Raw genomic sequence first — 23548 nt, 5'->3', positions numbered from 1 at the left:
GACTGATGCCCGAGCTCCCTGTTGACTCGGTCGGCCTGGTGACGCCCCAGACGGCGCACTTCGACGACCCCCTGGCCCTGGCCTGCGGCAGGACGCTGCCGGCCTACGACCTCGTCTACGAGACCTATGGCACCCTGAACGCCGAGCGCTCCAATGCGGTGCTGATCTGCCACGCGCTATCCGGTCACCACCACGCCGCCGGCTATCATCGCGCCGACGAGCGCAAGCCGGGCTGGTGGGACGCCCATATCGGTCCCGGCAAGTCCGTCGACACCGATCGCTTCTTCGTGGTCACGCTCAACAATCTCGGCGGCTGCCACGGCAGCACCGGGCCCAACCGCGAGAACCCGGAGACCGGCCGCCTGTGGGGGCCGGAGTTCCCGATGGTGACCGTGAGCGACTGGGTCAACAGCCAGGTCCGACTGGCCGACCGGCTGGGCATCGAGCGCTTCGCCGCGGTGATCGGCGGCAGCCTGGGCGGCATGCAGGCGCTGCAGTGGACCCTCGCCTACCCGGAGCGGGTCGCCAGCGCCGCGGTGATCGCCGCCACCGCCAAGCTCTCGGCCCAGAACATCGCCTTCAACGAGGTGGCACGCCAGGCGATCCGCTCCGACCCCGACTTCCACGATGGCTGGTACGACGAGCACGACACGGTGCCGCGCCGCGGCCTCAAGCTGGCCCGCATGGTGGGGCACATCACCTACCTCTCCGAGGATGCCATGGGCCACAGGTTCGGCCGCGACCTGCGCGCCGACGACCTCAACTTCGGCTTCGACGTGGAGTTCCAGGTGGAGTCCTACCTGCGCTACCAGGGTGACACCTTCTCCACCTCCTTCGACGCCAACACCTACCTGTTGATGACCAAGGCGCTGGACTACTTCGACCCGGCCGCGGCCCATGATAGCGACCTGGCCCAGGCCCTGGCCCCGGCCACCTGCCCCTTCCTGGTGGTCAGCTTCACCACCGACTGGCGCTTTCCGCCGCCACGCTCCCGGGAACTGGTCAACGCCCTGGTGCGCGCCGGCAAGCCGGTCAGCTATGCCAACATCGACTCGACCCACGGCCACGACGCCTTCCTGATGCCGGAGCCTCGCTACCAGGCGGTGTTCGGGGCCTTCATGGACCGCGTGGCCCGGGATCTCGGGCTGGAGACACGCCCATGATGAACCGCCCCGACTTCAAGCTGATCCATGACTGGATCCCCGAGGGGGCCCACATCCTCGACCTGGCGTGCGGCGATGGCAGCTTGCTGGCGGCCCTCGCCAGGGACAAGCACGTCACCGGCTATGGCCTGGAGATCGACCCGGACGGCATCACCGGCTGCATCGCCCGCGGCGTAAACGTCATCGAGCAAAACCTCGACGACGGGTTGGCCAACTTCGACGACGACGCCTGCGATCTGGTGATCATGACCCAGGCCCTGCAGGCGCTGCGTCGCCCCGACCGAATGCTCGACGAGATGCTGCGGGTCGCCAGCGAAGCGATTATCACCTTCCCCAACTTCGCCTACTGGCGCCACCGGGTGCACCTGGGCATTCGCGGCTACATGCCGGTCTCCAAGTCGCTGCCCCACGCCTGGTACGACACCCCCAACATTCATCTGTCGACCTTCAACGACTTTGAACAACTGTGCCGGGACAAGGGTCTTATCATCGTCGACCGAGCGGTGGGCATCGGCGACCATGAGGGCCACTGGACCTCGCGGCTGTGGCCCAACCTGTTCGGCGAGATCGCGATCTTCCGGGTCGCTCGCGGCTGACCCGATCACGGCGCAACAGCGTCGATCACCAATAGGGGAGTCAAGAGGGGTGACGATGAAACCTGGCATCCCGGCCTTCCTGGCGGCCGCCATCCTGGCCCTGCTGGTCGGCCCTGCCGCCGCCCAGCAGTATGAGCAGATCGGCAATTACCAGATCCACTACAGTGCGGTGAACACCAGCTTCCTGCCCGAGGCGGTGGCCCGAGAGCACGGCATCCAGCGCAGCACCGCGATGGCGCTGCTCAACGTCAGCGTGCTCGAGGAGCGCGAGGACGGCACCACCCGTGCCCTGCCCACCACCGTGAACGGCACGGTCGGAGGGCTTGGCAGCAGCGACGCGCGCACGCCGCTGAGTTTCCGCACCCTGCGCAGCGGCGACGTTCCCTCGCAGATTGCGGTGTTCCGCATCCACGACGACGAGGCGATGCGCTTCGATCTGGAGGTCCTTCACGACCGCAACGCCGAGCCGGCCAGGGTCAGCTTCATCCAGCGCTTCTATATCGACCGCTGACCCCCCCCGGCGCTGCCCGTAACATCGCCATCCTTCACGGCGCCATCTTTCACGATCTAAGGCTTCGCTTGAGGTCCACGGGCAGCGCCTGCCCCAGGCGGATCGCGATCGGCACGCCGGCGCAACGCTCCACCTCGCAGCGGTGCGCCATCACCTCCACGCCGCGGGCCACCGCCATCCTGAGCGTTGCTGCATAGGTCGGGTCCAGATGGGCCGCCGGGGCCACGTCATCGATGCCCTCGTGGGCCACGCAGAACAGCAGCACCGCACGCTGCCCACCCTCGGCCAGGGCCGCCAGCACCTCCAGGTGTTTCCGGCCCCGCTCGCTCACGGCGTCGGGAAAGTAGCCGTGTCCGTCCTCCTCCCTAAGGGTCACCTGTTTGACCTCCACGAAGGCGGTGCCGTGCACGGGATCCTCGAGGCGGAAGTCGAGACGTGAGGCCTTCTCCTTGCCGATCACCACCGTCGCCTCGCGCTTCAGCTCGGCATAGCCGTCAAGGCCGGGAACCCGCCCCTCTCGCAGCGCCTCCTCGACGATGCGATTGGCTCGCCCGGTGTGCACCGAGGCGGCGACCAGACGGCCGTCGGGTTGGGGCAGCTCGATCAGCTCCCAGGTCCAGGCCAGCTTGCGCGCCAGGTTGTCGCTGGGCGCGAGCCACACCCGGCAGCCTGTCACGTTCACCGCCCGCATGGAGCCGGTGTTGGGACAGTGGGCCACCACCTCGCGGCCATCGTCGAGACATATGTCGGCGAGGAAGCGCTTGTAGCGGCGCAGCAGGGTGCCGGGCACCAGGCCAGGGTAGTCCATGTCCGCCCCTATCGGCGCGCCAGGAAGCGCTCGAGTCGGCTCACCGCCTCCTCGAGCCTGGGGATGCCCGTGGTGAAGGCGATGCGCACATGACGCTCGCTGCCCACCAGGGCGAAGTCGATGCCCGGCGTGATCGCCACGTTCTCCTCCTCCAGCAGGCGCCGGCAGAAGGCCTGGCTGTCGTCGCTGTAGCGGGAGATGTCGAGCCACAGGTAGAAGGCCCCCTGGGGCGGCAGCGAGGGCGCCAGCCCCAGGCGCGCCAGTCGCGCCAGCAGGGCATCCCGGCGGCGTCCCAGTTCGACGCGCCGGGCCTCGAGAATCTCCCGGCACTCGGGGGTGAAGGCGGCCAGGGCCGCATGCTGGGCCGGGGTGGAGGCGGCCAGGAAGACGTTCTGGGCCAGCCGGGTGAGCGGCTCCACCGCTGCCTCCGGCGCCAGCAGCCAGCCCAGCCGCCAGCCGGTCATGCCGAAGTACTTGGAAAAGCTGTTGACCACGAAGGCGTCCGGGGTGATCGATGCCACCGAGAGCGGCTCGAGATCAAAGCAGAGCCCCTGATAGATCTCGTCCACCAGCAGGTGGCCGCCCCTCGCTGCCACCGTCGTGGCCACCGCCGCCAGCTGCTTGGCATCGAGCATGTGGCCGGTGGGGTTCGAGGGCGTGGCCAGCATCGCCAGCCGGGTGGCGTCGCGCCAGTGGGCCTCGATCAGCCCGGCGTCCAGCTGCCAGCCACTCTCCGGGCCCACCGGCACAGCATCCACCTCGGCGCCGGCCAGGGCCATGAAGTGGCGGTTGCAGGGATAGTTGGGATCGGCCATCAGCACCCGGTCGCCGGGGCCGGCCAGCAGTTGGCTGGCCAGCAGCAGCGCTCCGGAGGCCCCAGGGGTCACCAGGATCCGCCCGGGATCGACCTCGGCATCGAAGTGCTCGGCATAGTGGCCGGCGATCGCCGAGCGCAGCGCGGGAAGTCCCGCCGCCGGCGTGTAGCGGGTATGGCCCGCGGCCAGTGCCGCCTGACCGGCGGCCACCACCGGCGCCGGGGTTGGGAAGTCGGGCTCGCCCACTTCCAGATGGATGACGTCGTGGCCGGCCGCCTCGCGGGCCTGGGCGATTTCCAGCAGGCTCATCACCCGAAAGGGGGCGACCCGGTCGATGCGTGGACTCCACGCCATGGCAAGACTCCTGTGAACGAGAGGTGGACACCCGGGAGCCAGGCCCCGCGGCACGGTCAAAGCGTCATGTCATTGAAGGGCCCTAGTGTAGCGACTTTGGTGGCAGGGCCGCAGCCGGCGGTGCCGACGAGGTTGCAAACCCCCGGCTTTTCCGATAAACAAGCATCCCTTTGGCGTGAGATACCTTGCTAAGGGCGGGTATTGATCAGCAGTCACTCAAGTAACGAGGCAGTCCCATGCCAGTAGCCGACAAGAAAGTGGAAGCGCCCAAGAAGTTTACCCCCTACGAGCCGGCGGCGGGGGAAGAGTACATGAACGAGCAGCAGCTGGAGCACTTCCGACAGATCCTGCTGGGCTGGAAGCAGGAGCTCATGGAAGAGGTGGACCGCACCGTGCGTCATCTGCAGGAAGAGGCGAACAACTACGCCGACCCGGCCGACCGTGCCACCCAGGAAGAGGGCTTCAGCCTGGAGCTGCGCACCCGGGATCGCGAGCGCAAGCTGCTCAAGAAGATCAACGAGACCCTCGACAACATCGACGAGGATGACTATGGCTTCTGTGAGGCCTGTGGCGTCGAAATCGGCATCCGCCGCCTCGAGGCGCGCCCCACGGCCACCCTGTGCGTCGACTGCAAGACGCTGGCCGAGCTCAAGGAAAAGCAGCTGGGCGGCTGATCCGGGCATGCCGATGGCCTGCATGAAGCGTCGCAACGGGCACCCCTGGGTGCCCGTTCGCATGTCTGATGAAGGAAGCGGCTAATGAACCACTACCATGGACGCTTCGCCCCGACCCCCTCCGGCCCGCTGCACTTCGGCTCCCTGGTGGCGGCATTGGCCAGCTTTCTGGATGCTCGCCACGCCGGCGGCAAGTGGCGGCTGCGCATTGAGGATATTGACCCTCCGCGCTGCCCACCGGGTGCCGCCGACCAGATCCAGCACCAGCTCACGGCCTTCGGCCTGCACTGGGATGGCCCGGTGCTGTGGCAGCAGAACCGCGATGGCGTCTATCAGGCGGCACTCGACCGGCTAGTCGACCAGGGCCTCGCCTACCCCTGCAGCTGCTCGCGCAAGCAGTGGCGCGACTACCCCATCTATCCTGGCTGGTGTCGGGAAGGCGTGCGCGAACCCGGCAGGCCGGTGGCCTGGCGGCTGCGCGGCGATCTGGGGCTGCGTCCGGTGGTCTGGCAGGACCGCCTGTTCGGCGAGCAACGCTTTGACCCCGCCGGGCTTGGCGACGTGGTACTCAAGCGCAAGGATGACCTCTGGGCCTACCAGCTCGCCGTGGTGGTAGACGACGCAGATCAGGGGATCAGCGACGTGGTGCGCGGCTTCGACCTGCTCGACAACACCCCCTGGCAGCGCCAGATGCAGCACGCCCTGGGCCTCCCCGAGCCGCGCTATCTGCACCTGCCGCTGATCATCGACGAGGGGGGTCAGAAGCTCTCCAAGCAGAACCTGGCCCCGGCCCTGCCCACCGACGACGACGCCGTGCGCCCGCTGCTGCACGCCGCCTTGACGGCCCTGGACCAGGCGCCGCCCGACGGCCTTGCCGGGGCGCCGGTCGCCGAGCAGCTCGCCTGGGGGATCGCCCACTGGGAGGTTTCCCGCATCCGCCCGAAACCGCACCGCACGACCGAAGGCGCTGCACCTGGGTCCGACTGAGAGGCTGTCATGTACGTCTATCGCATCCTGCTGTTCCTGGTGCTCGGCGGCTACCTGCTCTCGCCGCTGATGATGAGCGGCTGGGCCAGCCCCGGCGTGGCCTGGTACCGGCCCTTCATGATCTGGGGCGTGCTGATCGCGCTGACCCTGTGGCTGGAGCAGAAGAGGAAGCTCGATGAACGCTAGCCTGGCCGGCATGTTCGCCCTGGGCACCGGCTTTCTGCTGGTGCTCTTCGTCTGCGCACTGGCGGTGGAGCGCGGGGTGGTCGGCACGCGCATCACCCGCCACCCGGTGGTCTACACCCTGGCACTCGGGGTCTACGCCAGCGCCTGGGCGATCTACGGCAGCCTGGAGCTCGCCTCCACCTCCGGCTACGGCTACCTGGCCTACTACCTGGGCGTGGCCGGGGCCTTCCTGCTCGCCCCGGTGCTGCTGGTCCCGATCCAGCGCATGACCCGCACCTACCAGCTGACCTCCCTTTCCGACCTGTTCGCCTTCCGCTTTCGCTCGCGCTGGGTAGGCACCCTGATCACCCTGATCAGCCTGCTGGCGGTGCTGCCGCTGCTGGCCCTGCAGGTGCAGACCATGGGCGATGCCATCTTCCTGATGACCGGCGCCGCCTCGCCGTCGCTGCTAGCGCTCGCCTTCTGCGCCATGATCGCCCTGTTCGCCATGCTGTTCGGAACGCGCCAGGGGTGCGTGGATAGCCACCACGACAGCCTGCTGGCGGTCATCGCCCTCTCTTCCCTGGTCAAGCTGGTTGCCATGCTGGGCCTCGGCGCCTTCGCGCTTTTCGTGGTCTTCGACGGTCCCGCCGACCTCCAGGCCTGGCTCGACGGCCCCGGCCAGGCCTTCCAGGCCGGCGTGGTGCAGCCCGACCCGGCTCACTGGCGCACTCTGCTGCTGCTGTTCTTCGCCGCGGCCCTGTTGATGCCCCACATCTTCCACATCACCTTCACCGAGACCCACTCCCGCCACACCCTGCTGCAGGCCAGCTGGGCACTGCCGCTGTTCCTGCTGCTGATGGCCCTCCCGGTGCCGCTGATCCTGTGGGCGGGCCAGCGCCTCGGCGCAGGCGACGTGCTGCCCGCTGCCTACCTGGCCTTCGGGCTGTCGGAGTCGCTGTGGATGCAGTCGCTGGCCTTCATCGCCGGGCTCGCCGCCACCAGCGCCACCATGGTGCTGATCGCCCTGGCGCTGTCGGGCATGATCCTCAACCACGTGCTGCTGGTGGCCCACCCCCCTGAGGCCCAGCAGGACCTCTACCGCTGGCTGCTGTGGCTGCGCCGCGCCCTGGTGGGCGCCGTGGTGCTGGGCGGCTGGCTCTTCTACCGTACCGTGGGTGTGCATCACGACCTCACCACCCTGGCCCTGGCCGCCTTCGTCGGCATGGCCCAGTGCCTGCCGGGGCTGCTGGCCCTGCTCTACTGGCCCGGCGCCAACCGCAAGGGAATGATCGCGGGCCTGGTGGTCGGCCTTCTGGTGTGGCTGCTCGGCCTGTGGGGGCCACTGCTCACCGGACTGCCCCCGCTGGTGGTGATCCCCCCCGGACTCGAGGCCGTGGCTGGCGAGCCGGAATGGTACGTGATCACCCTGGTCTCCCTGGCCGGCAACGCCCTGGTCTTCATCATCGTCTCCCTGGCCACGCGCACCTCCGAAGGGGAGCGGGCCGCCGCCGAGGCCTGCTCGGTGGATGCCGTGATCCGCCCCAAGCGCCTGCCGCTGGAGGCCGCTAACGGCGAGGAGTTCAAGATCCACCTCGCCCGTGCCCTGGGCGACGAGGCGGCACAGCGCGAGGTGGGGCGGGCCCTGGACGATCTAGGGCTTGGCCCCCTGGACGGCCGACCCTACGCCCTGCGCCGGCTGCGTGACCGCCTGCAGGCCAACCTCTCCGGCCTGATGGGCCCCTCGGTGGCCCAGGACATCGTCGACCGCTACCTGCCCTACCGCGAGGGCAGCGCCGCTGCCACCGAGGACATCCACTACGTGGAGAGCCGCCTGGAGGCCTACCGCTCGCGACTCACCGGCCTGGCCCGGGAGCTCGACGGCCTGCGCCGCTACCACCGCCGCACCCTGACCCGCCTGCCGGTGGGACTGTGCGCCTTCGGTGATGACGGCGAGCTGCTGATGTGGAACGACGCCCTGGCCGCGCTCAGCGGCATCCAGGGCGCCAGCGTGATCGGCGCCCGCCGCGACAGCCTGCCGGCCCCCTGGGGCGAATTGCTCGGCCGCATCCTCGCCGAGTCGCACAGCCACCTCTACAAGCAGCCGGTCACCCTGGAGGGGGGCGTCCGCTACTTGAGCCTGCACAAGGCCGAGCTCGCCGGCGATGACAGTGAACCCGGGGGCATGGTGATCCTGGTGGAGGACCACAGCGAAATGAAGTGGCTGGAGGACGAGCTGGTCCATGCCGCACGCCTGGCCTCCATCGGCCAGCTGGCCGCCGGGGTGGCCCACGAGATCGGCAACCCCATCACCGGCATCTCGTCGCTCGCCCAGAACCTGCGCTACGACACGGAGGACCCCGAGATCCTCGAGACCGCCGAGCAGATCCAGCAGCTCACCGACCGGGTCTCGCGGATCGTCTCATCGCTGGTGGGGTTTGCCCACGGCGGGCGCCACCTGGGCGGGCAGGCGTTTGCCCCGGTCTCCCTGGCCGAGGTCACCGACGAGGCCATCCACTTGATCCATCTCGCCCGCTCGGGCGAGGATGTCGTCTTCGAGAACCGCTGCCCCGCCGCCCCTCGCGTCCCGGGTGATGCCCAGCGGCTGCTGCAGGTGATGGTCAACCTGCTCGGCAATGCCCGCGACGCCAGCGACCCCGGCGACCGCGTCGTCATCGAGGCGCACGCCGAGGCCGCCGGGCTGCGTGTCGACGTCACCGACGAGGGCCACGGCATCGACGACCGGGTGCGCGACCACCTCTTCGAGCCCTTCACCACCACCAAGCCCCCCGGCCAGGGCACGGGGCTGGGCCTGCCGCTGGTCTACAGCATCGTCGCCGAGCACCACGGCCAGATCGACATCGAATCGCCGCCGCCGGGTCGCGAGCGCGGCACCCGCATCAGCCTTTGGCTGCCGCTGAAACCACAGGAGGGCGATACACCGCGATGAGCCGGATCCTGATCGTAGAAGACGAAGCCATCATCCGCAGCGCCCTGCGCCGCCTGCTGGAGCGCCACGACTACCGGGTCGACGAGGCCGGCTCCGTCGACGAAGCCACGGCCCTGGACCCGCAGCGCTTCGACCTGGTGATCAGCGACCTGCGTCTGCCCGGCGAGCCCGGTACCGCGTTGATTGCCCGTGCCGCGCCGGTGCCGGTGCTGATCATGACCAGCTACGCCAGCATGCGCTCGGCGGTGGAGGCCCTGAAGCAGGGCGCCGTGGACTACGTTGCCAAGCCCTTCGACCATGACGAGCTGCTGGAAACCGTCGCCCGTGTATTGCACCTGCAGGCCTCGCGGCGCGCCGAGCCGCCGGACGTCACTGAGCCCAGCGGCCAGGCCCAGCCGATGATCGGCAACTGCCCGGCCATGCAACTGGTCTACTCGCGCATCCGCAAGACCGCGCCGGCCGACGTCACCGTGCTGATCCAGGGCGAATCGGGCACCGGCAAGGAGCTGGTGGCCCGCGCCCTGCACCAGCAGAGTAAGCGCGCCCGGGCCGCGCTGATCAGCGTCAATTGCGCGGCGATCCCCGAGACGCTGATCGAGTCCGAGCTGTTCGGCCACGAGAAGGGCGCCTTCACCGGCGCCAGCGCCGCCCGCACCGGCCTGGTGGAGGCCGCCGACGGCGGCACCCTGTTCCTCGACGAGATCGGCGAGCTGCCGCTGGACGCCCAGGCCCGGCTGCTGCGGGTGCTGCAGGAGGGCGAGATTCGCAAGATCGGCTCGGTGGAGACTCGCCACGTGGACGTGCGCCTGATCGCCGCCACCCACCGCGACCTGCGCGCCCTGTCGAAGACCGGGGAGTTTCGCCTCGACCTCTACTATCGCCTCAACGTCATGCAGATCGACCTGCCCCCGCTGCGCGACCGCGAGGATGACGTGCTGTTGATCGCCGACATCCTGTTAGAGAAGGCATGCAAGCGCCACGACCGCGAGGGACTGCGACTCTCCCGCGCCGCCCGTCGCGAGATCCACGACTACCCCTGGCCCGGCAACGTTCGCGAGTTGGAAAACGCCCTCGAGCGTGGGGTGATCCTCGCCGAGGGGCACCTGATTCATCCGGATGACCTGGGGCTCTCGCCGCCTAACGCCGCGCCCCCCACACCACGCCAGATCCCCCTCGAGCCTGAGCCCGCCAAGGCCGACACCGGCCAGGGTACCGAGGGCAGCGGCGAGGACGACCTCTCGCTCGAGGACTACTTCCAACACTTCGTGCTCGAGCACCAGGACCAGATGAGCGAGACCGAACTGGCCCAGAAACTCGGCATCAGTCGCAAGTCGCTGTGGGAACGGCGCCAGCGCCTCGGCATCCCCCGCAAGAAGAGCCCACGACGCAAGAATGAGTGAGCGGCTGCCGCCCATGCGGCCCTCACACCTATGCGACCATCGTCCATGAGACTAACGCGCAAGCGCCCGCGGCCACCGCCGCGGGCGCTGTCATGTGGGGTCAGGCTTCCCTTCCTGCCCCATTTGTTACCGTCCCACACAGCCCGTGCCCCACGCTGGGGCCGCCGGGGTAACACTCCGCCACCCATGGCGCTGCCCCCCGAGAGAGAAATTTCTTAATTTATTGATAATAAAGCAATAAAATCTTCCTGGCACGCAGCCTGCTATATACCCTGGTAAGAAAAATAAGTTCCGGTGTCACCGGCTGTCCCAACAACAACAACGCGACAGCCCCGCGTGACAAGCCCCGCCCTAACAACAATAACCATTGCGGGCCAGAGCCACACAGGCGCGATTAACCAACAAGAACAACAGACAACGTGCTCGGCCCCTTGCTTGCCAACAACAACAAGCTCAGCGAGGAACCGGAGACTCAGGACCCGACGCATCAGCACGGCCCTCAACAAGAACAATCGCCGTCGAAGGTGCACCCCCGGCAACAACACCAACAAGCTGGGGGGAGGCAGACCCACTGCCGTCGTGGTTGGATTATTGTTTTGAATACGAGGCGGTCACCACCAGGAGCGCCAACAAGGACAACAACACAGCTAGCCTGTTTTTCTCCTTAGTGACTGCGGTGCGTATTCAAGGCGATGTGCCATCACGAAGAAGAACCAGCAGCAAGGATGCTGCAAGAATGCTTTAGGGGGAGACCTTCCGGTCTCCCCCTTTTACTGTGGGACTCGCATGAGACTCGCTGCCGCCATGCTATGCAAGGACCCGGGGGTCGGATACACTCGTACCTTTTAATCTTCTTTTTCCGCACTGCGAGTCGATATCGCCGCATGTTCAAAGGATTTACCCGCTTCCTGCAGAGTCCAGGCGAACGCCTGAAGTCCTTCTTCGGACCCGACAGCGCCGCCGCCGGCCCGTTGGAACCGCGCATCATTCCCCGCCAGGAGCATCCGGTGTCGCGCCAGCACTTCAGCGACGCCGCCCTCAAGGTGCTCTATCGGCTGCACAATGCCGGCTACCAGGCCTATCTAGTGGGCGGCTGCATCCGCGACTCCCTGCTCGGGCGCATGCCCAAGGACTTCGACGTGGCCACCGATGCCACGCCGGAAGAGGTCAAGACGCTGTTTCGCAACTCGCGGATCATCGGCCGGCGCTTTCGCATCGTGCACGTGCGCTTCGGGCGCGAGGTGATCGAGGTCACCACCTTCCGCGGCAAGCCCGGCGACGATCATGGCGATCATATCGCCCAGCAGTCCGACGAGGGGCTGCTGCTGCGTGACAACGTGTGGGGCAATATCCAGGAAGACGCCATACGCCGCGACTTCACCATCAATGCCCTCTATTACAACATCGCCGACTTCTCGATCCACGACTTCGCCAACGGCGTACGTGACATCGAGGCGCGAACCCTGCGATTGATCGGCGACCCCGCGACCCGCTACCGCGAGGATCCGGTGCGCATGCTGCGGGCCGTCCGCTTCGCGGGCAAGCTCGACTTCCATCTGGACCCGGCCAGCGAGGCACCGATCCGCGAACTGGCCCCGCTGCTGCTGCAGATCCCCCCGGCGCGTCTGTTCGACGAGATCCTCAAGCTGTTCATGGGTGGGCACGGCGTGGAGACCTTCCGCCTGCTGCGCCGCTACAGGCTGTTCGAGATGCTCTTCCCGGAAGCCGCGGAGGCCATGGACGAACTGCCCTGGACCGAGCCCCTGGTGGAGGCGGCACTGGCCAGCACCGATCGGCGCATCGCCGAGGAGCGCCCGGTCACTCCGGCCTTCCTGTTCGCCGCCCTGCTCTGGGGCCCCGTGCAGCGGCACCAGGCCGCTCACGAACGCGACGGCATGCCGCCGATCCCGGCCCTGCAAGCGGCCTCTCAGCAGGTGGTCTCCCGGCAGCTGCAGCATATCTCGATCCCCAAGCGTTTCAGCCTGCCGATGCGTGACATATGGGACTTGCAGCAGCGTCTACCGATGCGTCGCGGCCGCCGCGTCTTCCAGACCCGCGAGCATCCCCGCTTCCGCGCCGCCTACGACCTGCTGCTGCTGCGAGAGGCCGCCGGCGAGCTCGAGCCGGGCCTCGGCGACTGGTGGACGGCCTTCCAGAACGCCGACGAGCATGAGCAGCGCCGCCTGCTGGATAAGGTCGGCGCCAATCCCGCCGGCAGCGGCGCACCGCGCAAACGACGCCCCCGTCGTCGCAAGCCGCGGGGCAATACCGGCGGCGACAACGGCAACGCATGAGCTCGCATCGCGCCTGGATCGGACTGGGCAGCAACCTGGACGATCCGCGGCGGCACATCGAGCAGGCCCTCGAGGAGCTCGACCGCCTGCCCCTCACCCGCCGCCTGGGCGCCTCACGCTGCTACGTCAGCCGGCCGCTCGGCCCCCGGGATCAGCCCGACTTCATCAACGCCGTGGCGCTGCTGGAGACCCGACTATCGCCGCTGGCGCTCCTTGACCAGCTGCAGGCCCTGGAGCAGCGCCACCGCCGGGTGCGCGCCCGCCGCTGGGGGCCCCGCACCCTGGACCTGGATCTGCTACTGTTCGATGACAGCGTGCTGTCCCTGCCGCGCCTGAGCGTGCCACATCCCGAACTGACGCATCGCGCCTTCGTGGTGCTGCCGCTGCTGGAGCTGGCCCCGACGCTTGCGCTGCCGGACGGCCTCCGCCTGGCAGGGCTGGCGGAGGCCCTGGAGGCCGACGGCCTGGCACCGCTGTTACCGACGACCTGATTCCACCGGGAAGTGTTACCTATCGACACGCCCGGGCGATTCGGGTAACAATCACGGGTTTGTTGCCGCAAAGTTACCGGCGGGTCAGGCAGTCACCCAACGCCTCCCCTGCTGCCACAACGATGAGAGCACGCCATGAAAACCGTCACCCTGAGCACGCTGCAGACCTTCAAGCGCGCCGGTGAGTCCTTCAGCTGCCTGACCGCCTACGATGCCTCGTTCGCCCGGGCCGCTAGCGACGCCGGCATCGAGGTACTGCTGGTCGGCGACTCCCTGGGCATGGTCCTGCAGGGCCACGCCAGCACACTGCCGGTGACCCTCGAGGAAATCGGCTACCACACCCGCTGCGCGGCCCGGGGCAAGGGAGCGAGCCTGTTGATGGTCGACCTGCCCTTCATGGGCAACGCCAGCACCGAGCGCCTGCTGGAGAACGCCGGCGAGCTGATGCGCGCCGGCGCCGAGCTGGTCAAGGTGGAGGGCGAGGCGTGGATGGCCGATGGCATCCGCGAGCTGACCCGCCGCGGCGTGCCGGTGTGCGCCCACCTGGGCCTCACCCCGCAGACGGTCTACCAGCTGGGCGGCTACAAGGTGCAGGGCCGCGAGGCCGAGCGCGCCACCCAGATCCTCGAGGATGCCCGTACCCTGGTGGCGGCCGGCGCCTCGGTCATCCTGCTGGAGTGCGTGCCGGCCAGCCTGGGGCGGGCCATCACCGAGGCGCTGGACGTGCCGGTGATCGGAATCGGCGCCGGTCCCGACACCGACGGTCAGATCCTCGTGATGCACGATGTGCTGAACGTCACCGCCGGCCGCAAGCCCCGCTTCGTCAAGAACTTCATGGCCGAGGCCGACGACATCCAGGGCGCCTTCCGGCGCTACCACGAGGACGTCAAGGCCCGGCGCTTCCCCGCCGAGGAACACTGCTTCTAGCCCTGGAGCCTGCCATGCGCACCCTCAGAGAGACCCCCGCCCTGCGCGAGGCGCTGGCGGACGTTCGTCGTCGCGGCGAGCGCATCGCCCTGGTCCCCACCATGGGCAACCTGCACGACGGCCACCTGGCGCTGGTCGCCGCGGCCCGCGAGCGCGCCGAGGTGGTGATCGCCACCATCTTCGTCAACCCCATGCAGTTCGGGGCAGGCGAGGACCTGGAGGCCTACCCGCGCACCCTCGAGGAGGACCAGGCCGGGCTCGAGGCGGCCGGCTGCGACCTGCTGTTCGCCCCCGAGACCGCCACCGTCTATCCGCGCGGGCTCGAGGCCCAGACCCGCATCGTGGTGCCCGACGTCACCGAGGGGCTGTGTGGCGCCTCACGACCCGGCCACTTCGACGGCGTCTCCACCGTCGTCGGCATGCTCTTCAACCTGGTGCAGCCCGACATCGCCTGTTTCGGCGAGAAGGACTACCAGCAGCTGGCGGTGATCCGCCGCATGGTGGCCGACATGCACTTCCCCATCGAGGTCGTCGGCGTGCCCATCGTGCGCGCCGAAGACGGCCTGGCGCTCTCCTCGCGCAACGGCTACCTGAGTGCCGAACAGCGCGCGGCGGCGCCGCGGCTCTATCAGACCCTGTGCGAACTGCGCCAGGGCCTGGAGGCAGGCGAGGCGACCGGGCCGACCCTGGCCGTCGGATACGCCCGCCTGCAGGAGGCCGGCTTCGCGCCGGACTACCTGGAGCTGCGCGCGGCCGACCTGGGCCCCGTCACAGCGACGACCCGCGAGGCCGTGCTGCTGGCCGCCGCCCGCCTGGGCTCGACCCGACTGATCGACAACCTGACCCTGTCCCTGTCGCGCTGACGCGCCGCCCATCCGCTTCCGGAGGATCACGCTCCATGTTCACCATCATGCTCAAGGCCAAGCTGCACATGGCCCGCGTCACCCATGCCGTGCTCGACTACGAGGGCTCCTGCGCCATCGACGGCGAGCTGCTCGACATGTCCGGCATTCGCGAGAATGAGCAGATCCAGATCTACAATGTCGAGAATGGCCAGCGCTTTACCACCTACGCCATCCGCGCCGAGGAGGGCTCGAAGGTGATCTCCGTCAACGGCGCAGCCGCCCACCTTGCCGGTCCCGGCGATCGCGTGATCATCTGCAGCTACGCCCACTACAGCGAGGCGGAGCTGGAGAACCACCAGCCGGCGCTGGTCTACCTCCAGGAAGGCAACGCGATCAGCCACACCAGCCACGCGATTCCCGTGCAGCTGGCCTGACGTTTACCGCGGCATATCCGGACGGGGTGCCGCCAACACCCAGCGACCCCGGGCATGCGGCCATGGAAGCATTGCCGCGACGCACAAGCGTCCCCTATGCTGGGGACCCCGGTCGTGTCCGGCTGTCGCGACAAGGCCGCAAGCCCGTCATCCCATTCAGGAGAACACTCTCATGCAAGAAGTGGTGATCGTTGCCGCACGCCGTACCGCCGTCGGCGCCTTTGGCGGCTCCCTGGCCGGCATTCCCGCCAGTGACCTCGGCGCCCTGGTGATCAAGGACCTGCTGGCGACCACCGGCGTCTCCGGTGACCAGGTCGACGAGGTGCTCCTGGGCCAGGTACTGACCGCCGGCGTGGGTCAGAACCCCGCCCGTCAGGCCGCCATCAAGGCCGGCCTGCCCGATGCCGTTCCCGCCATGACCATCAACAAGGTGTGCGGCTCCGGTCTCAAGGCCCTGCACCTGGCCACCCAGGCGATCCGCTGCGGCGACGCCGAGCTGATCATCGCCGGGGGTCAGGAGAACATGTCGGCCTCGCCCCACGTGTTGCCCAATTCCCGTAACGGCCAGCGCATGGGTGACTGGAAGGCCATGGACACCATGGTCCACGACGGCCTGTGGGACGCCTTCAACAACTACCACATGGGCATCACCGCCGAGAACGTTGCCGAGAAGTACGCTATTACTCGCGAAGAAATGGACGAGTTTGCCGCCGCCTCCCAGCAGAAGGCCGCCACCGCCATCCGCGAGGGAAAATTCAAGGGCCAGATCGTTCCCGTGGAGATTCCCCAGCGCAAGGGCGACCCGGTGGTCTTCGACACCGACGAGAACCCCCGCGAGGTGAGCGCCGAGAAGCTCGGCGGCATGCGCCCCGCCTTCAAGAAGGACGGCACCGTCACCGCGGGCAACGCCTCCTCCCTCAACGACGGCGCCGCCGCGGTGATGCTCTGCTCCGCCGAGAAGGCCAAGGCCCTGGGCCTCGAGCCCCTGGCGCGCATTGCCGCCTACAGCAACGCCGGCGTCGACCCGGCGATCATGGGCATCGGCCCGGCCCCGGCCACCCGCCTCTGCCTGGAAAAGGCCGGCTGGAGCCTGGATGATCTCGACCTGGTCGAGGCAAACGAGGCCTTCGCCGCCCAGGCCCTCTCCGTCAACAAGGAGCTCGGCTGGGACGTCAGCAAGGTCAACGTCAACGGCGGTGCCATCGCGCTGGGCCACCCCATCGGTGCCTCCGGCTGCCGCATCCTGGTGACCCTGCTGCACGAGATGATCGCCCGGGACGCCAAGAAAGGCCTGGCGACGCTGTGCATCGGCGGCGGTCAGGGTGTGGCGCTGGCCATCGAGCGGTAACGCACTGCGCGTAAGCTGTAAGCACCACCAAGAAGCCCTTGCGGACGAGAACCACAAGGGCTTTTCTTTTGTTTGCCACTCTCAGCTGAAAAACCCTCCACGGCATGGCCATGGAGGGTTTTGTCTTACGGCTTGAGGCTTACTGCTTAAAGCTGGGGTTCAGCGACCTGCTCGGCCTCGAACGCCGCCTTCTCTTCCGGAGTGATCTCCTTGATGGTGAGCTTCACCCGGTTGCGGTTGTCGATGTCGAGCACCTTGACCACCACCTCGTCCCCCTCGTTGAGGAAGTCACGCACGTCGTTGACCCGCTCCGGCACGATCTGAGAGATGTGCACAAGGCCATCGGTGCCCGGCATGATGTTGACGAAAGCGCCGAAGTCGGCGATGCGGGCCACCTTGCCCAGATAGAGCTTGCCGATCTCCGCCTCGGCGGTAATCGCCAGCACGGTATCGATCGCCCGCTTGGCCGCTGCCTTGTCTTCGGCGTAGATGCGTACGGTGCCATCGTCGTCCAGGTCGATGGAGGCGCCGGTATCCTCGCAGATCTTGCGGATGGTGGCGCCGCCCTTGCCGATGACGTCGCGGATCTTGTCCGGGGCGATCTTGATGGTCGCCATGGAGGGGGCGTTGTCGGAGACCTCGGTACGGCTCTGGCCGATCACCGTGTTCATCTGCTCCAGGATGCCGAGGCGAGCCTCCAGGGCCTGCTGCAGCGCCTGCTCCATGATTTCCTCGTTGATGCCCTCGATCTTGATGTCCATCTGCAGGGCGGTGACACCCTCGGAGGAACCGGCCACCTTGAAGTCCATGTCGCCGAGGTGATCCTCGTCACCGAGTATATCGGTCAGCACGGCGAAGCCGTCGTCGTCCTTGACCAGGCCCATGGCGATGCCCGCCACCGGCGCCTTCATCGGCACACCGGCATCCATCAGCGCCAGCGACGTGCCGCACACCGAGGCCATGGAGCTGGAGCCGTTGGACTCGGTGATCTCGGAGACCACGCGGATGGTGTAGGGGAACTCCGCCTCGTCGGGCAGCATGGCCTGCACGCCGCGGCGCGCCAGGCGGCCGTGTCCGATCTCGCGACGCTTGGGACCGCCCATGAAGCCGGCCTCGCCCACGCAGTAGGGAGGGAAGTTGTAATGCAGCAGGAAGCGGTCCTTGCGCTCGCCCTCCAGCGACTCGATCAGCTGGGAGTCGCGCAGGGTGCCCAGGGTGGCGACCACGATGGCCTGGGTCTCGCCACGAGTGAAGATGGCCGAGCCGTGGGTCTTGGGCAGGCTGCCCACCTCGATGGCCAGCGGACGCACGGTCTTGTGGTCGCGCCCGTCGATGCGCGGCTCGCCCTTGACCACACGAGAGCGCACCACGCGCTTCTCGAGGGCGCCGAAGGCCCCCTTCACCTCATCGATGCCGAACTTGCCTGCCTCTTCACCGGCCAGCTGCTCCACGGCCTCGGCCTTGAGGGCGGAGAGCGCATCTTGACGGACCATCTTGTCGGTGATGCGGTAGGCCTCGCCCACCCTGGCCTCGAAGGCGCTGGCCACGGCGGCCTTGAGCTCGGTGTTCTCGGCGGCCGGCTGCCAGTCCCACTTCGGCTTGCCGGCCTCGGCGACCAGCTCGTTGATGGCCTTGATGGCCACCTGCATCTCCATGTGGCCATAGAGCACGGCACCGAGCATCTCGTCCTCGAGCAGCTCCTTGGCCTCGGACTCCACCATCAACACCGCCTTCTCGGTGCCGGCCACCACCATGTCCAGCTCGGATTTCGCCAGCTCCTCGACGGTGGGGTTGAGGAAGTAGCCGTTCTCCTCGTCGAAGCCGACGCGGGCCGCTGCGATCGGGCCCTTGAACGGCACGCCGGAGATGGCCAGAGCCGCGGAGGTGCCCAGCAGCGCCGCGATATCCGGATCATGATTACGGTCGGTGGAGAGCACCGTGCAGACGACCTGAACCTCGTTCATGAAGCCCTTGGGGAAGAGTGGACGGATCGGGCGGTCGATCAGCCGCGAGGTGAGGGTCTCCTTCTCGGTGGGACGCCCCTCGCGCTTGAAGAAGCCGCCGGGAATCTTGCCGACCGCGTAGGTCTTCTCCTGGTAGAACACCCCCAGTGGGAAGAAGGGCTGGTCGGGCTTGGCGTCCTTCTTGGCCACCACGGTGCACAGCACCACGGTGTCGTCCATGGTGACCATCACGGCACCGGTGGCCTGACGGGCGATGCGCCCGGTTTCCAGGGTGACGGTGCTGCGACCGTACTGAAATGTCTTCTTGACCCGATTCACGGCGACTTCCTTCAACGTTACTTTTCTGTGTTTGGTTCGTTTCGACTCGGCGACCATTTTAGGGGTTGACGCGCCCCGCGGCCACCGGATAGCAACTTTTCCGCCCCACAGACGCAAAACGGGCAGCCCGAAGGCTGCCCGTTTCTCTACTGCGCGGCGTGCGACGCTTAGCGACGCAGGCCCAGACGCTGAATCAGTGCCTGATAGCGCTCGAAGTCCTTGCGCTTCAGGTAGTCAAGCAGCTTGCGGCGCTGGTTGACCATGCGGATCAGGCCACGACGGGAGTGGTGATCCTGCTTGTTGGTCTTGAAGTGGTCCTGCAGGCCATCGATGTTGGCGCTGAGCAGGGCAACCTGCACTTCGGGGGAACCGGTATCGTTGTCGCCACGACCGAATTCGTTGACGATTGTGGCCTTCTGTTCGGCGGTGAGTGCCATCTGTCTCTCCAGTAAGCAATATGCCTGAATGATGTGTGTGTGAGACCACGCATATTTGCAGTCTCGGGCGTTTCTCCCTTAATCGGCAGCCGTGCTCAGCAGCCGTGTCGGCGCCACCTCCTGTGGCGCCGTGACCGCGCCGAGGCCCAGGAAGGCCCCGTCGCAGTAAAGTCTTGCCGTCTCGCCGGTGCCGATGCCCGTGGCATCGACCCGAGCCGCCTGACCCAGAGTCAGGCGAGCGGCCGCCGAGGCGTCAAGCTCGAGCCTCGGCAGGTGCGCGACCAGCACGTCGACGGGCAGCAGCCTCGCCTCCCGGGCGGCCTGGTCGGGCAGCGCCCCCAGGGCCTCGAGGGTCAGCATGCCCTCCGCGGTGAAGGGGCCTGTCTCCAGGCGACGCAGCGCGCTGATATGCGCGCCGGTGCCCAGAGCCCGGCCGATGTCCTCGGCCAGGGTGCGCACATAGGTGCCCTTGCTGACCTTCACTTCCAGCTCGAAGGCCTCGCCCTCGAAGGCGAGAAGCCGAGCATCATACACCGTCACGCGCCGCGCTGCACGCTCGATCGACTTGCCTTCACGGGCCAGCTCGTAGAGCTTGCGACCCTGGTGCTTGAGGGCCGAGTACATCGGCGGCACTTGCTCGATCTCACCGAGGAAGCGGGCGAGCACGCCCTCCACGTCCGACGCAGCGAGGGCCGGCACCGCCGGCCGCTCGACCACCTCGCCCTCGGCATCGCCGGTATCGGTCACCGCCCCCAGTTCGACCCGGGTACGGTAGACCTTGTCGGCGGCCAGCAGGTGAGCGGAGAACTTGGTCGCCTCTCCGAAGCAGACCGGCAGCAACCCGGTGGCCATGGGATCAAGGGTGCCGGTATGACCGGCCTTCTGGGCCTGAAACAGCCGCCGAGCGCGCTGCAGGGCGTGGTTACTGGACAAGCCCTCGGGCTTGTCCAGTAGCAGCACCCCGTTGACCGGCAGCCCGCGACGCCGACGCGCCATCAGTCGCGCCCGCTGTTGCCGGGCTCGTCGTTGCCAGCCTGGTCACCATCCTGCGCGGCGCGCTCGTTGCCGTCCGCATCGCCATTCGCGTCACCGCCGTCGCCTTGCCGAGAAAGGTCGCTGGCGACCGCCTCCTGGATCAGCGAGGAGAGCCGCTGGCCCCGCACCACGCTCTCGTCGTAGTGGAAGCGCAGCTCCGGCACGTGACGCAGCTTGATGCGCTTGGCGACCTGGCCGCGCAGGAAGCCGGCGGCCTGCTTGAGAACCTTGAGGTTCTCCTTGATCCGCTCCGGGGTGTCCTCGCCCAGCAGGGTCACGTGGACGTCGGCATAGCCGAGGTCACGGCTGACCTCGACGCCACTGACCGTCACCATGCCCAGCCGCGGGTCCTTGACCTCGCGCTGGATGAGCACCGCCAGCTCCTTCTGGAGCTGGTCGGCCACCCGGTCGGTTCGCTTGAACTCGCGCATGAACGACTCCTCGAGTCTTTAGAGGGTCCGCTCGACCTTGATCTGGTCGAAGACCTCGATCTTGTCGCCGACCTGGACATCGTTGTAGTTCTTCACGCCGATGCCGCACTCCATGCCGTTGCGCACTTCCTGGACATCGTCCTTGAAGCGGCGCAGCGATTCGAGTTCACCCTCGTAGATCACCACGTTGTCGCGCAGGACGCGGATCTTCTTGTTACGGAAGACGCTGCCCTCGACCACCATGCAGCCGGCCACGGCGCCGATCTTCGGTGCGCGGAAGACATCACGGACCTCGGCCACGCCGACGATCTCTTCCTTCCACTCCGGCGCCAGCATGCCGGTCATCGCCAGCTTGACCTCGTCGATCAGCTGGTAGATGACGCTGTAGTAGCGCAGATCCAGGCCTTCACGTTCGATGATCTCGCGGGCGGCGGCGTCGGCGCGCACGTTGAAGCCCATCACGATAGCCTCGGAGGCTAGCGCCAGGTTAGCGTCGGTGCCGGTGATGCCGCCCACCCCGGATGAGACCACGGCCACCTCCACTTCATCGGTGGAGAGCTCTTCCAGTGCCCCCTTAATCGCTTCCAGCGAGCCTTGGACGTCGGCCTTGAGCACGACGTTGACCTTGGCCACCTCGTCCTGGCCCATCTGGCTGAACATGTTCTCCAGCTTGGCCTTCTGCTGACGCGCCAGGCGCACCTCGCGGTACTTGCCCTGGCGGAAGTTGGCGACCTCGCGGGCCTTCTTCTCGTCGGCCACGACCATGAAGTCGTCACCGGCGTCGGGGGTACCGTCGAGACCCTGGATCTCCACCGGCATGGCCGGACCGACATGGTCGACCTGCTGGCCCAGTTCGTTGGTCAGGGCGCGCACGCGGCCGTAGTGAAGACCGGCGAGCACGATGTCGCCCTTATTCAGGGTGCCGTTCTGGACCAGCACGGTGGCCACCGGGCCGCGGCCTTTGTCCAGGCGCGACTCGACCACCACGCCCTTGCCGGGGGCCTCGGGCACGGCCTTGAGCTCGAGCACCTCGGAGACCAGTTGGATGGCCTCGAGCAGGTCCTCGATGCCTTCGCCGGTATGCGCGGAGACGTACACGAACTGAGTGTCGCCGCCCCACTCCTCGGAGATCACACCGTGCTGGGAGAGCTCGTTCTTGATGCGGTCCAGATCGATGCCCTGCTTGTCGATCTTGTTGACCGCCACCACCATCGGCACTTCGGCCGCGCGGGAATGCTCGATCGCCTCGATGGTCTGGGGCATCACGCCGTCGTCGGCGGCCACCACCAGGATGACCACGTCGGTGGCCTTGGCACCGCGGGCACGCATGGCGGTGAACGCCGCGTGGCCCGGGGTATCCAGGAAGGTCACGCCGCCGTGATTGTCCTCGACGTGGTAGGCGCCGATGTGCTGGGTGATGCCGCCGGCCTCGCCGGTGGCGACCTTGGCCTTGCGGATGTAGTCGAGCAGCGAGGTCTTGCCGTGGTCGACGTGACCCATGACGGTGACCACCGGTGAACGGTTGATCTCCTCGCCCTCGTAGGAGATGCCTTCGAGCATGGCGGTCTCGAGGGCGTCGTCCTTTATCAGCTTGGCCTTGTGACCCATCTCCTCGACCACGATGGCCGCGGTGTCCTGATCGATGGTCTGATTGATGGTCACCGCCGCGCCCATGTTGAACATGGCCTTGATGACCTCGTTCGCCTTGATCGACATCTTGTCGGCCAGGTCGGCGACGCTGATGGACTCGGGGATCGAGACCTCGCGGACGATCGGCTGAGTCGGCTTCTGGAAGCCGTGCTTGCCGCCGCCCGGGGAGCCACCGCGACGGCCGCCGCGACGCTCGGCACGCTTGGCCTTCTTGGCACCGCCACGACGACGCTCATCGCGATCGTCATCGTCACGCTCATGACGCCCCTTCTTTGCGGCAGTCTTCTTGGGCGGTGCGGTGCGACGGTCGGAGCGACCCTCCTTGGGCGGCGCGGGCGGCTCGTCGCCGGCCGGCTGCTCCACCAGTTCCGGCACCGGAATCTGCGGTTGGGTGGCGGCCTTCTCGGCGTCGAGCTTGGCCGCGGCCTCGCGGGCGGACGCCTCGGCGGCGTGAGTCTTGGCCACCTCGGCATCGCGGGCGTCCTGCTCGGCCTGGGCCTGCTGGGAGTCGGCCATGTCACCGACCAGCTGGCGCGGCCCGGCATCTTCCACCGGCTCCGGCGCCACATCGTCCTCGGCACGCTTGACGTAGGTACGCTTCTTGCGCACCTGCACCTCGATGGTCTTGCCCCGCTCGCCGGTATTGATGCGGCTACGCGTCTTGCGCGTCAGGGTGATGCGGTTCTTCGGCGCCGCTGCGCTGGTGTCCCCACCGTGACTCTTGGTGAGGTAATCCAGCAGCTGGCGCTTGTCCTCTTCCGACACCGCATCGCCTTCGGCCTTCTGGCCAAGACCGGCTTCTTTCATCTGTTCCAGCAGACGAGGCACGTCGCGCCCCACCTTCGCTGCAAAATCCTTAACGGTCATCTCTGACATTACGACCCTCCTGAGCCCGTGACCCCAATTCTTAGCTTCGAATACTGTCGCCCGGCCAGTCCGTGCCGGGCCTGG

At 67.5% G+C, this 23548-nt stretch carries 21 protein-coding genes; 14 read left to right on the top strand and 7 right to left on the bottom strand.

The features are described from left to right. Positions 1-5: 5 nt before the first annotated feature. From metX to ACR80S_RS09900, 3 genes are read left to right on the top strand one after another with little or no spacing between them, the layout of a single operon-like run. The gene (metX, locus tag ACR80S_RS09910; protein WP_435400894.1) at positions 6-1163 is read left to right on the top strand and encodes a homoserine O-succinyltransferase MetX; all 1158 of its coding nucleotides are present in this window, start codon (positions 6-8) and stop codon (positions 1161-1163) included. Then, positions 1163-1759, top strand: a complete 597-nt coding sequence (gene metW, locus ACR80S_RS09905) for a methionine biosynthesis protein MetW (RefSeq protein ID WP_435403104.1) — start codon at positions 1163-1165, stop codon at positions 1757-1759. Before metX ends, metW begins: the two co-directional genes overlap by 1 nt. 55 nt (positions 1760-1814) lie before the next feature. Further along, positions 1815-2270, top strand: coding sequence for a DUF4426 domain-containing protein (locus ACR80S_RS09900; RefSeq protein ID WP_435400895.1), 456 nt, complete (start codon positions 1815-1817; stop codon positions 2268-2270). A gap of 49 nt (positions 2271-2319) precedes the next feature. On the opposite strand, the gene sfsA is transcribed toward ACR80S_RS09900, so the two are convergent. Together sfsA and ACR80S_RS09890 are read right to left on the bottom strand one after the other, a co-directional pair. Beyond that, the gene (sfsA, locus tag ACR80S_RS09895; protein ID WP_435403101.1) at positions 2320-3078 is read right to left on the bottom strand and encodes a DNA/RNA nuclease SfsA; all 759 of its coding nucleotides are present in this window, start codon (positions 3076-3078) and stop codon (positions 2320-2322) included. Between the two features lie 8 nt (positions 3079-3086). Further along, a complete protein-coding gene (locus ACR80S_RS09890) occupies positions 3087-4247 on the bottom strand; it encodes a pyridoxal phosphate-dependent aminotransferase (RefSeq protein WP_435400897.1) in 1161 nt (386 codons plus the stop codon). Between the two features lie 236 nt (positions 4248-4483). Here ACR80S_RS09890 and dksA point away from each other — a divergent pair, with 236 nt between their 5' ends. From dksA to ACR80S_RS09835, 11 genes are all read left to right on the top strand, one after another. Then, a complete protein-coding gene (dksA, locus tag ACR80S_RS09885) occupies positions 4484-4921 on the top strand; it encodes an RNA polymerase-binding protein DksA (RefSeq protein ID WP_435400898.1) in 438 nt (145 codons plus the stop codon). Positions 4922-5005: 84 nt separating this feature from the next. Further along, entirely contained in the window at positions 5006-5908 is a 903-nt protein-coding gene (gene gluQRS / locus ACR80S_RS09880) for a tRNA glutamyl-Q(34) synthetase GluQRS (RefSeq protein WP_435400899.1), read from the top strand. A 9-nt stretch (positions 5909-5917) separates the two neighbouring features. Continuing rightward, positions 5918-6094: a hypothetical protein gene (locus tag ACR80S_RS09875; protein WP_309637362.1), complete on the top strand. Its 177-nt coding sequence runs from the start codon at positions 5918-5920 to the stop codon at positions 6092-6094. Further along, the gene (locus ACR80S_RS09870) at positions 6084-9023 is read left to right on the top strand and encodes an ATP-binding protein (protein WP_435400900.1); all 2940 of its coding nucleotides are present in this window, start codon (positions 6084-6086) and stop codon (positions 9021-9023) included. The genes ACR80S_RS09875 and ACR80S_RS09870 overlap by 11 nt, the downstream gene beginning before the upstream one ends. Next, complete coding sequence (locus ACR80S_RS09865) at positions 9020-10423, top strand: sigma-54-dependent transcriptional regulator (protein WP_435400901.1); 1404 nt, start codon at positions 9020-9022, stop codon at positions 10421-10423. The genes ACR80S_RS09870 and ACR80S_RS09865 overlap by 4 nt, the downstream gene beginning before the upstream one ends. Before the next feature lie 884 nt (positions 10424-11307). Beyond that, entirely contained in the window at positions 11308-12717 is a 1410-nt protein-coding gene (gene pcnB, locus ACR80S_RS09860) for a polynucleotide adenylyltransferase PcnB (RefSeq protein ID WP_435400902.1), read from the top strand. Continuing rightward, positions 12714-13208 (top strand): 2-amino-4-hydroxy-6-hydroxymethyldihydropteridine diphosphokinase, encoded by a 495-nt coding sequence (gene folK, locus ACR80S_RS09855; protein ID WP_435400903.1) that lies wholly within the window; start codon positions 12714-12716, stop codon positions 13206-13208. The genes pcnB and folK overlap by 4 nt, the downstream gene beginning before the upstream one ends. Before the next feature lie 135 nt (positions 13209-13343). Further along, a complete protein-coding gene (gene panB, locus ACR80S_RS09850) occupies positions 13344-14135 on the top strand; it encodes a 3-methyl-2-oxobutanoate hydroxymethyltransferase (RefSeq protein WP_435403100.1) in 792 nt (263 codons plus the stop codon). Between the two features lie 14 nt (positions 14136-14149). After that, positions 14150-14998, top strand: coding sequence for a pantoate--beta-alanine ligase (gene panC, locus ACR80S_RS09845; protein WP_435400905.1), 849 nt, complete (start codon positions 14150-14152; stop codon positions 14996-14998). Positions 14999-15033: 35 nt separating this feature from the next. Next, positions 15034-15414 (top strand): aspartate 1-decarboxylase, encoded by a 381-nt coding sequence (panD, locus tag ACR80S_RS09840; protein WP_435400906.1) that lies wholly within the window; start codon positions 15034-15036, stop codon positions 15412-15414. Positions 15415-15586: 172 nt separating this feature from the next. Beyond that, entirely contained in the window at positions 15587-16762 is a 1176-nt protein-coding gene (locus ACR80S_RS09835) for an acetyl-CoA C-acetyltransferase (protein ID WP_435403099.1), read from the top strand. 146 nt (positions 16763-16908) lie between these two features. On the opposite strand, the gene pnp is transcribed toward ACR80S_RS09835, so the two are convergent. The 5 genes from pnp to infB form a co-directional block, all read right to left on the bottom strand. After that, complete coding sequence (gene pnp, locus ACR80S_RS09830; RefSeq protein ID WP_435400908.1) at positions 16909-19044, bottom strand: polyribonucleotide nucleotidyltransferase; 2136 nt, start codon at positions 19042-19044, stop codon at positions 16909-16911. A 167-nt stretch (positions 19045-19211) separates the two neighbouring features. Next, entirely contained in the window at positions 19212-19481 is a 270-nt protein-coding gene (gene rpsO / locus ACR80S_RS09825) for a 30S ribosomal protein S15 (RefSeq protein WP_290905755.1), read from the bottom strand. Positions 19482-19559: 78 nt separating this feature from the next. Continuing rightward, positions 19560-20477, bottom strand: coding sequence for a tRNA pseudouridine(55) synthase TruB (truB, locus tag ACR80S_RS09820; protein ID WP_435403098.1), 918 nt, complete (start codon positions 20475-20477; stop codon positions 19560-19562). After that, positions 20477-20947: a 30S ribosome-binding factor RbfA gene (gene rbfA / locus ACR80S_RS09815; RefSeq protein WP_435403097.1), complete on the bottom strand. Its 471-nt coding sequence runs from the start codon at positions 20945-20947 to the stop codon at positions 20477-20479. The genes truB and rbfA overlap by 1 nt, the downstream gene beginning before the upstream one ends. A gap of 18 nt (positions 20948-20965) precedes the next feature. Beyond that, positions 20966-23473 (bottom strand): translation initiation factor IF-2, encoded by a 2508-nt coding sequence (gene infB / locus ACR80S_RS09810; protein ID WP_435400911.1) that lies wholly within the window; start codon positions 23471-23473, stop codon positions 20966-20968. Between the last annotated feature and the right edge of the window lie 75 nt (positions 23474-23548).

The sequence above is a fragment of the Halomonas salsilacus genome, from assembly GCF_051216275.1.
GTDB lineage: Bacteria > Pseudomonadota > Gammaproteobacteria > Pseudomonadales > Halomonadaceae > Halomonas.
Note: the sequence above shows the minus strand (reverse complement) of the source record. Positions and strands in the feature narration are given on the sequence as shown.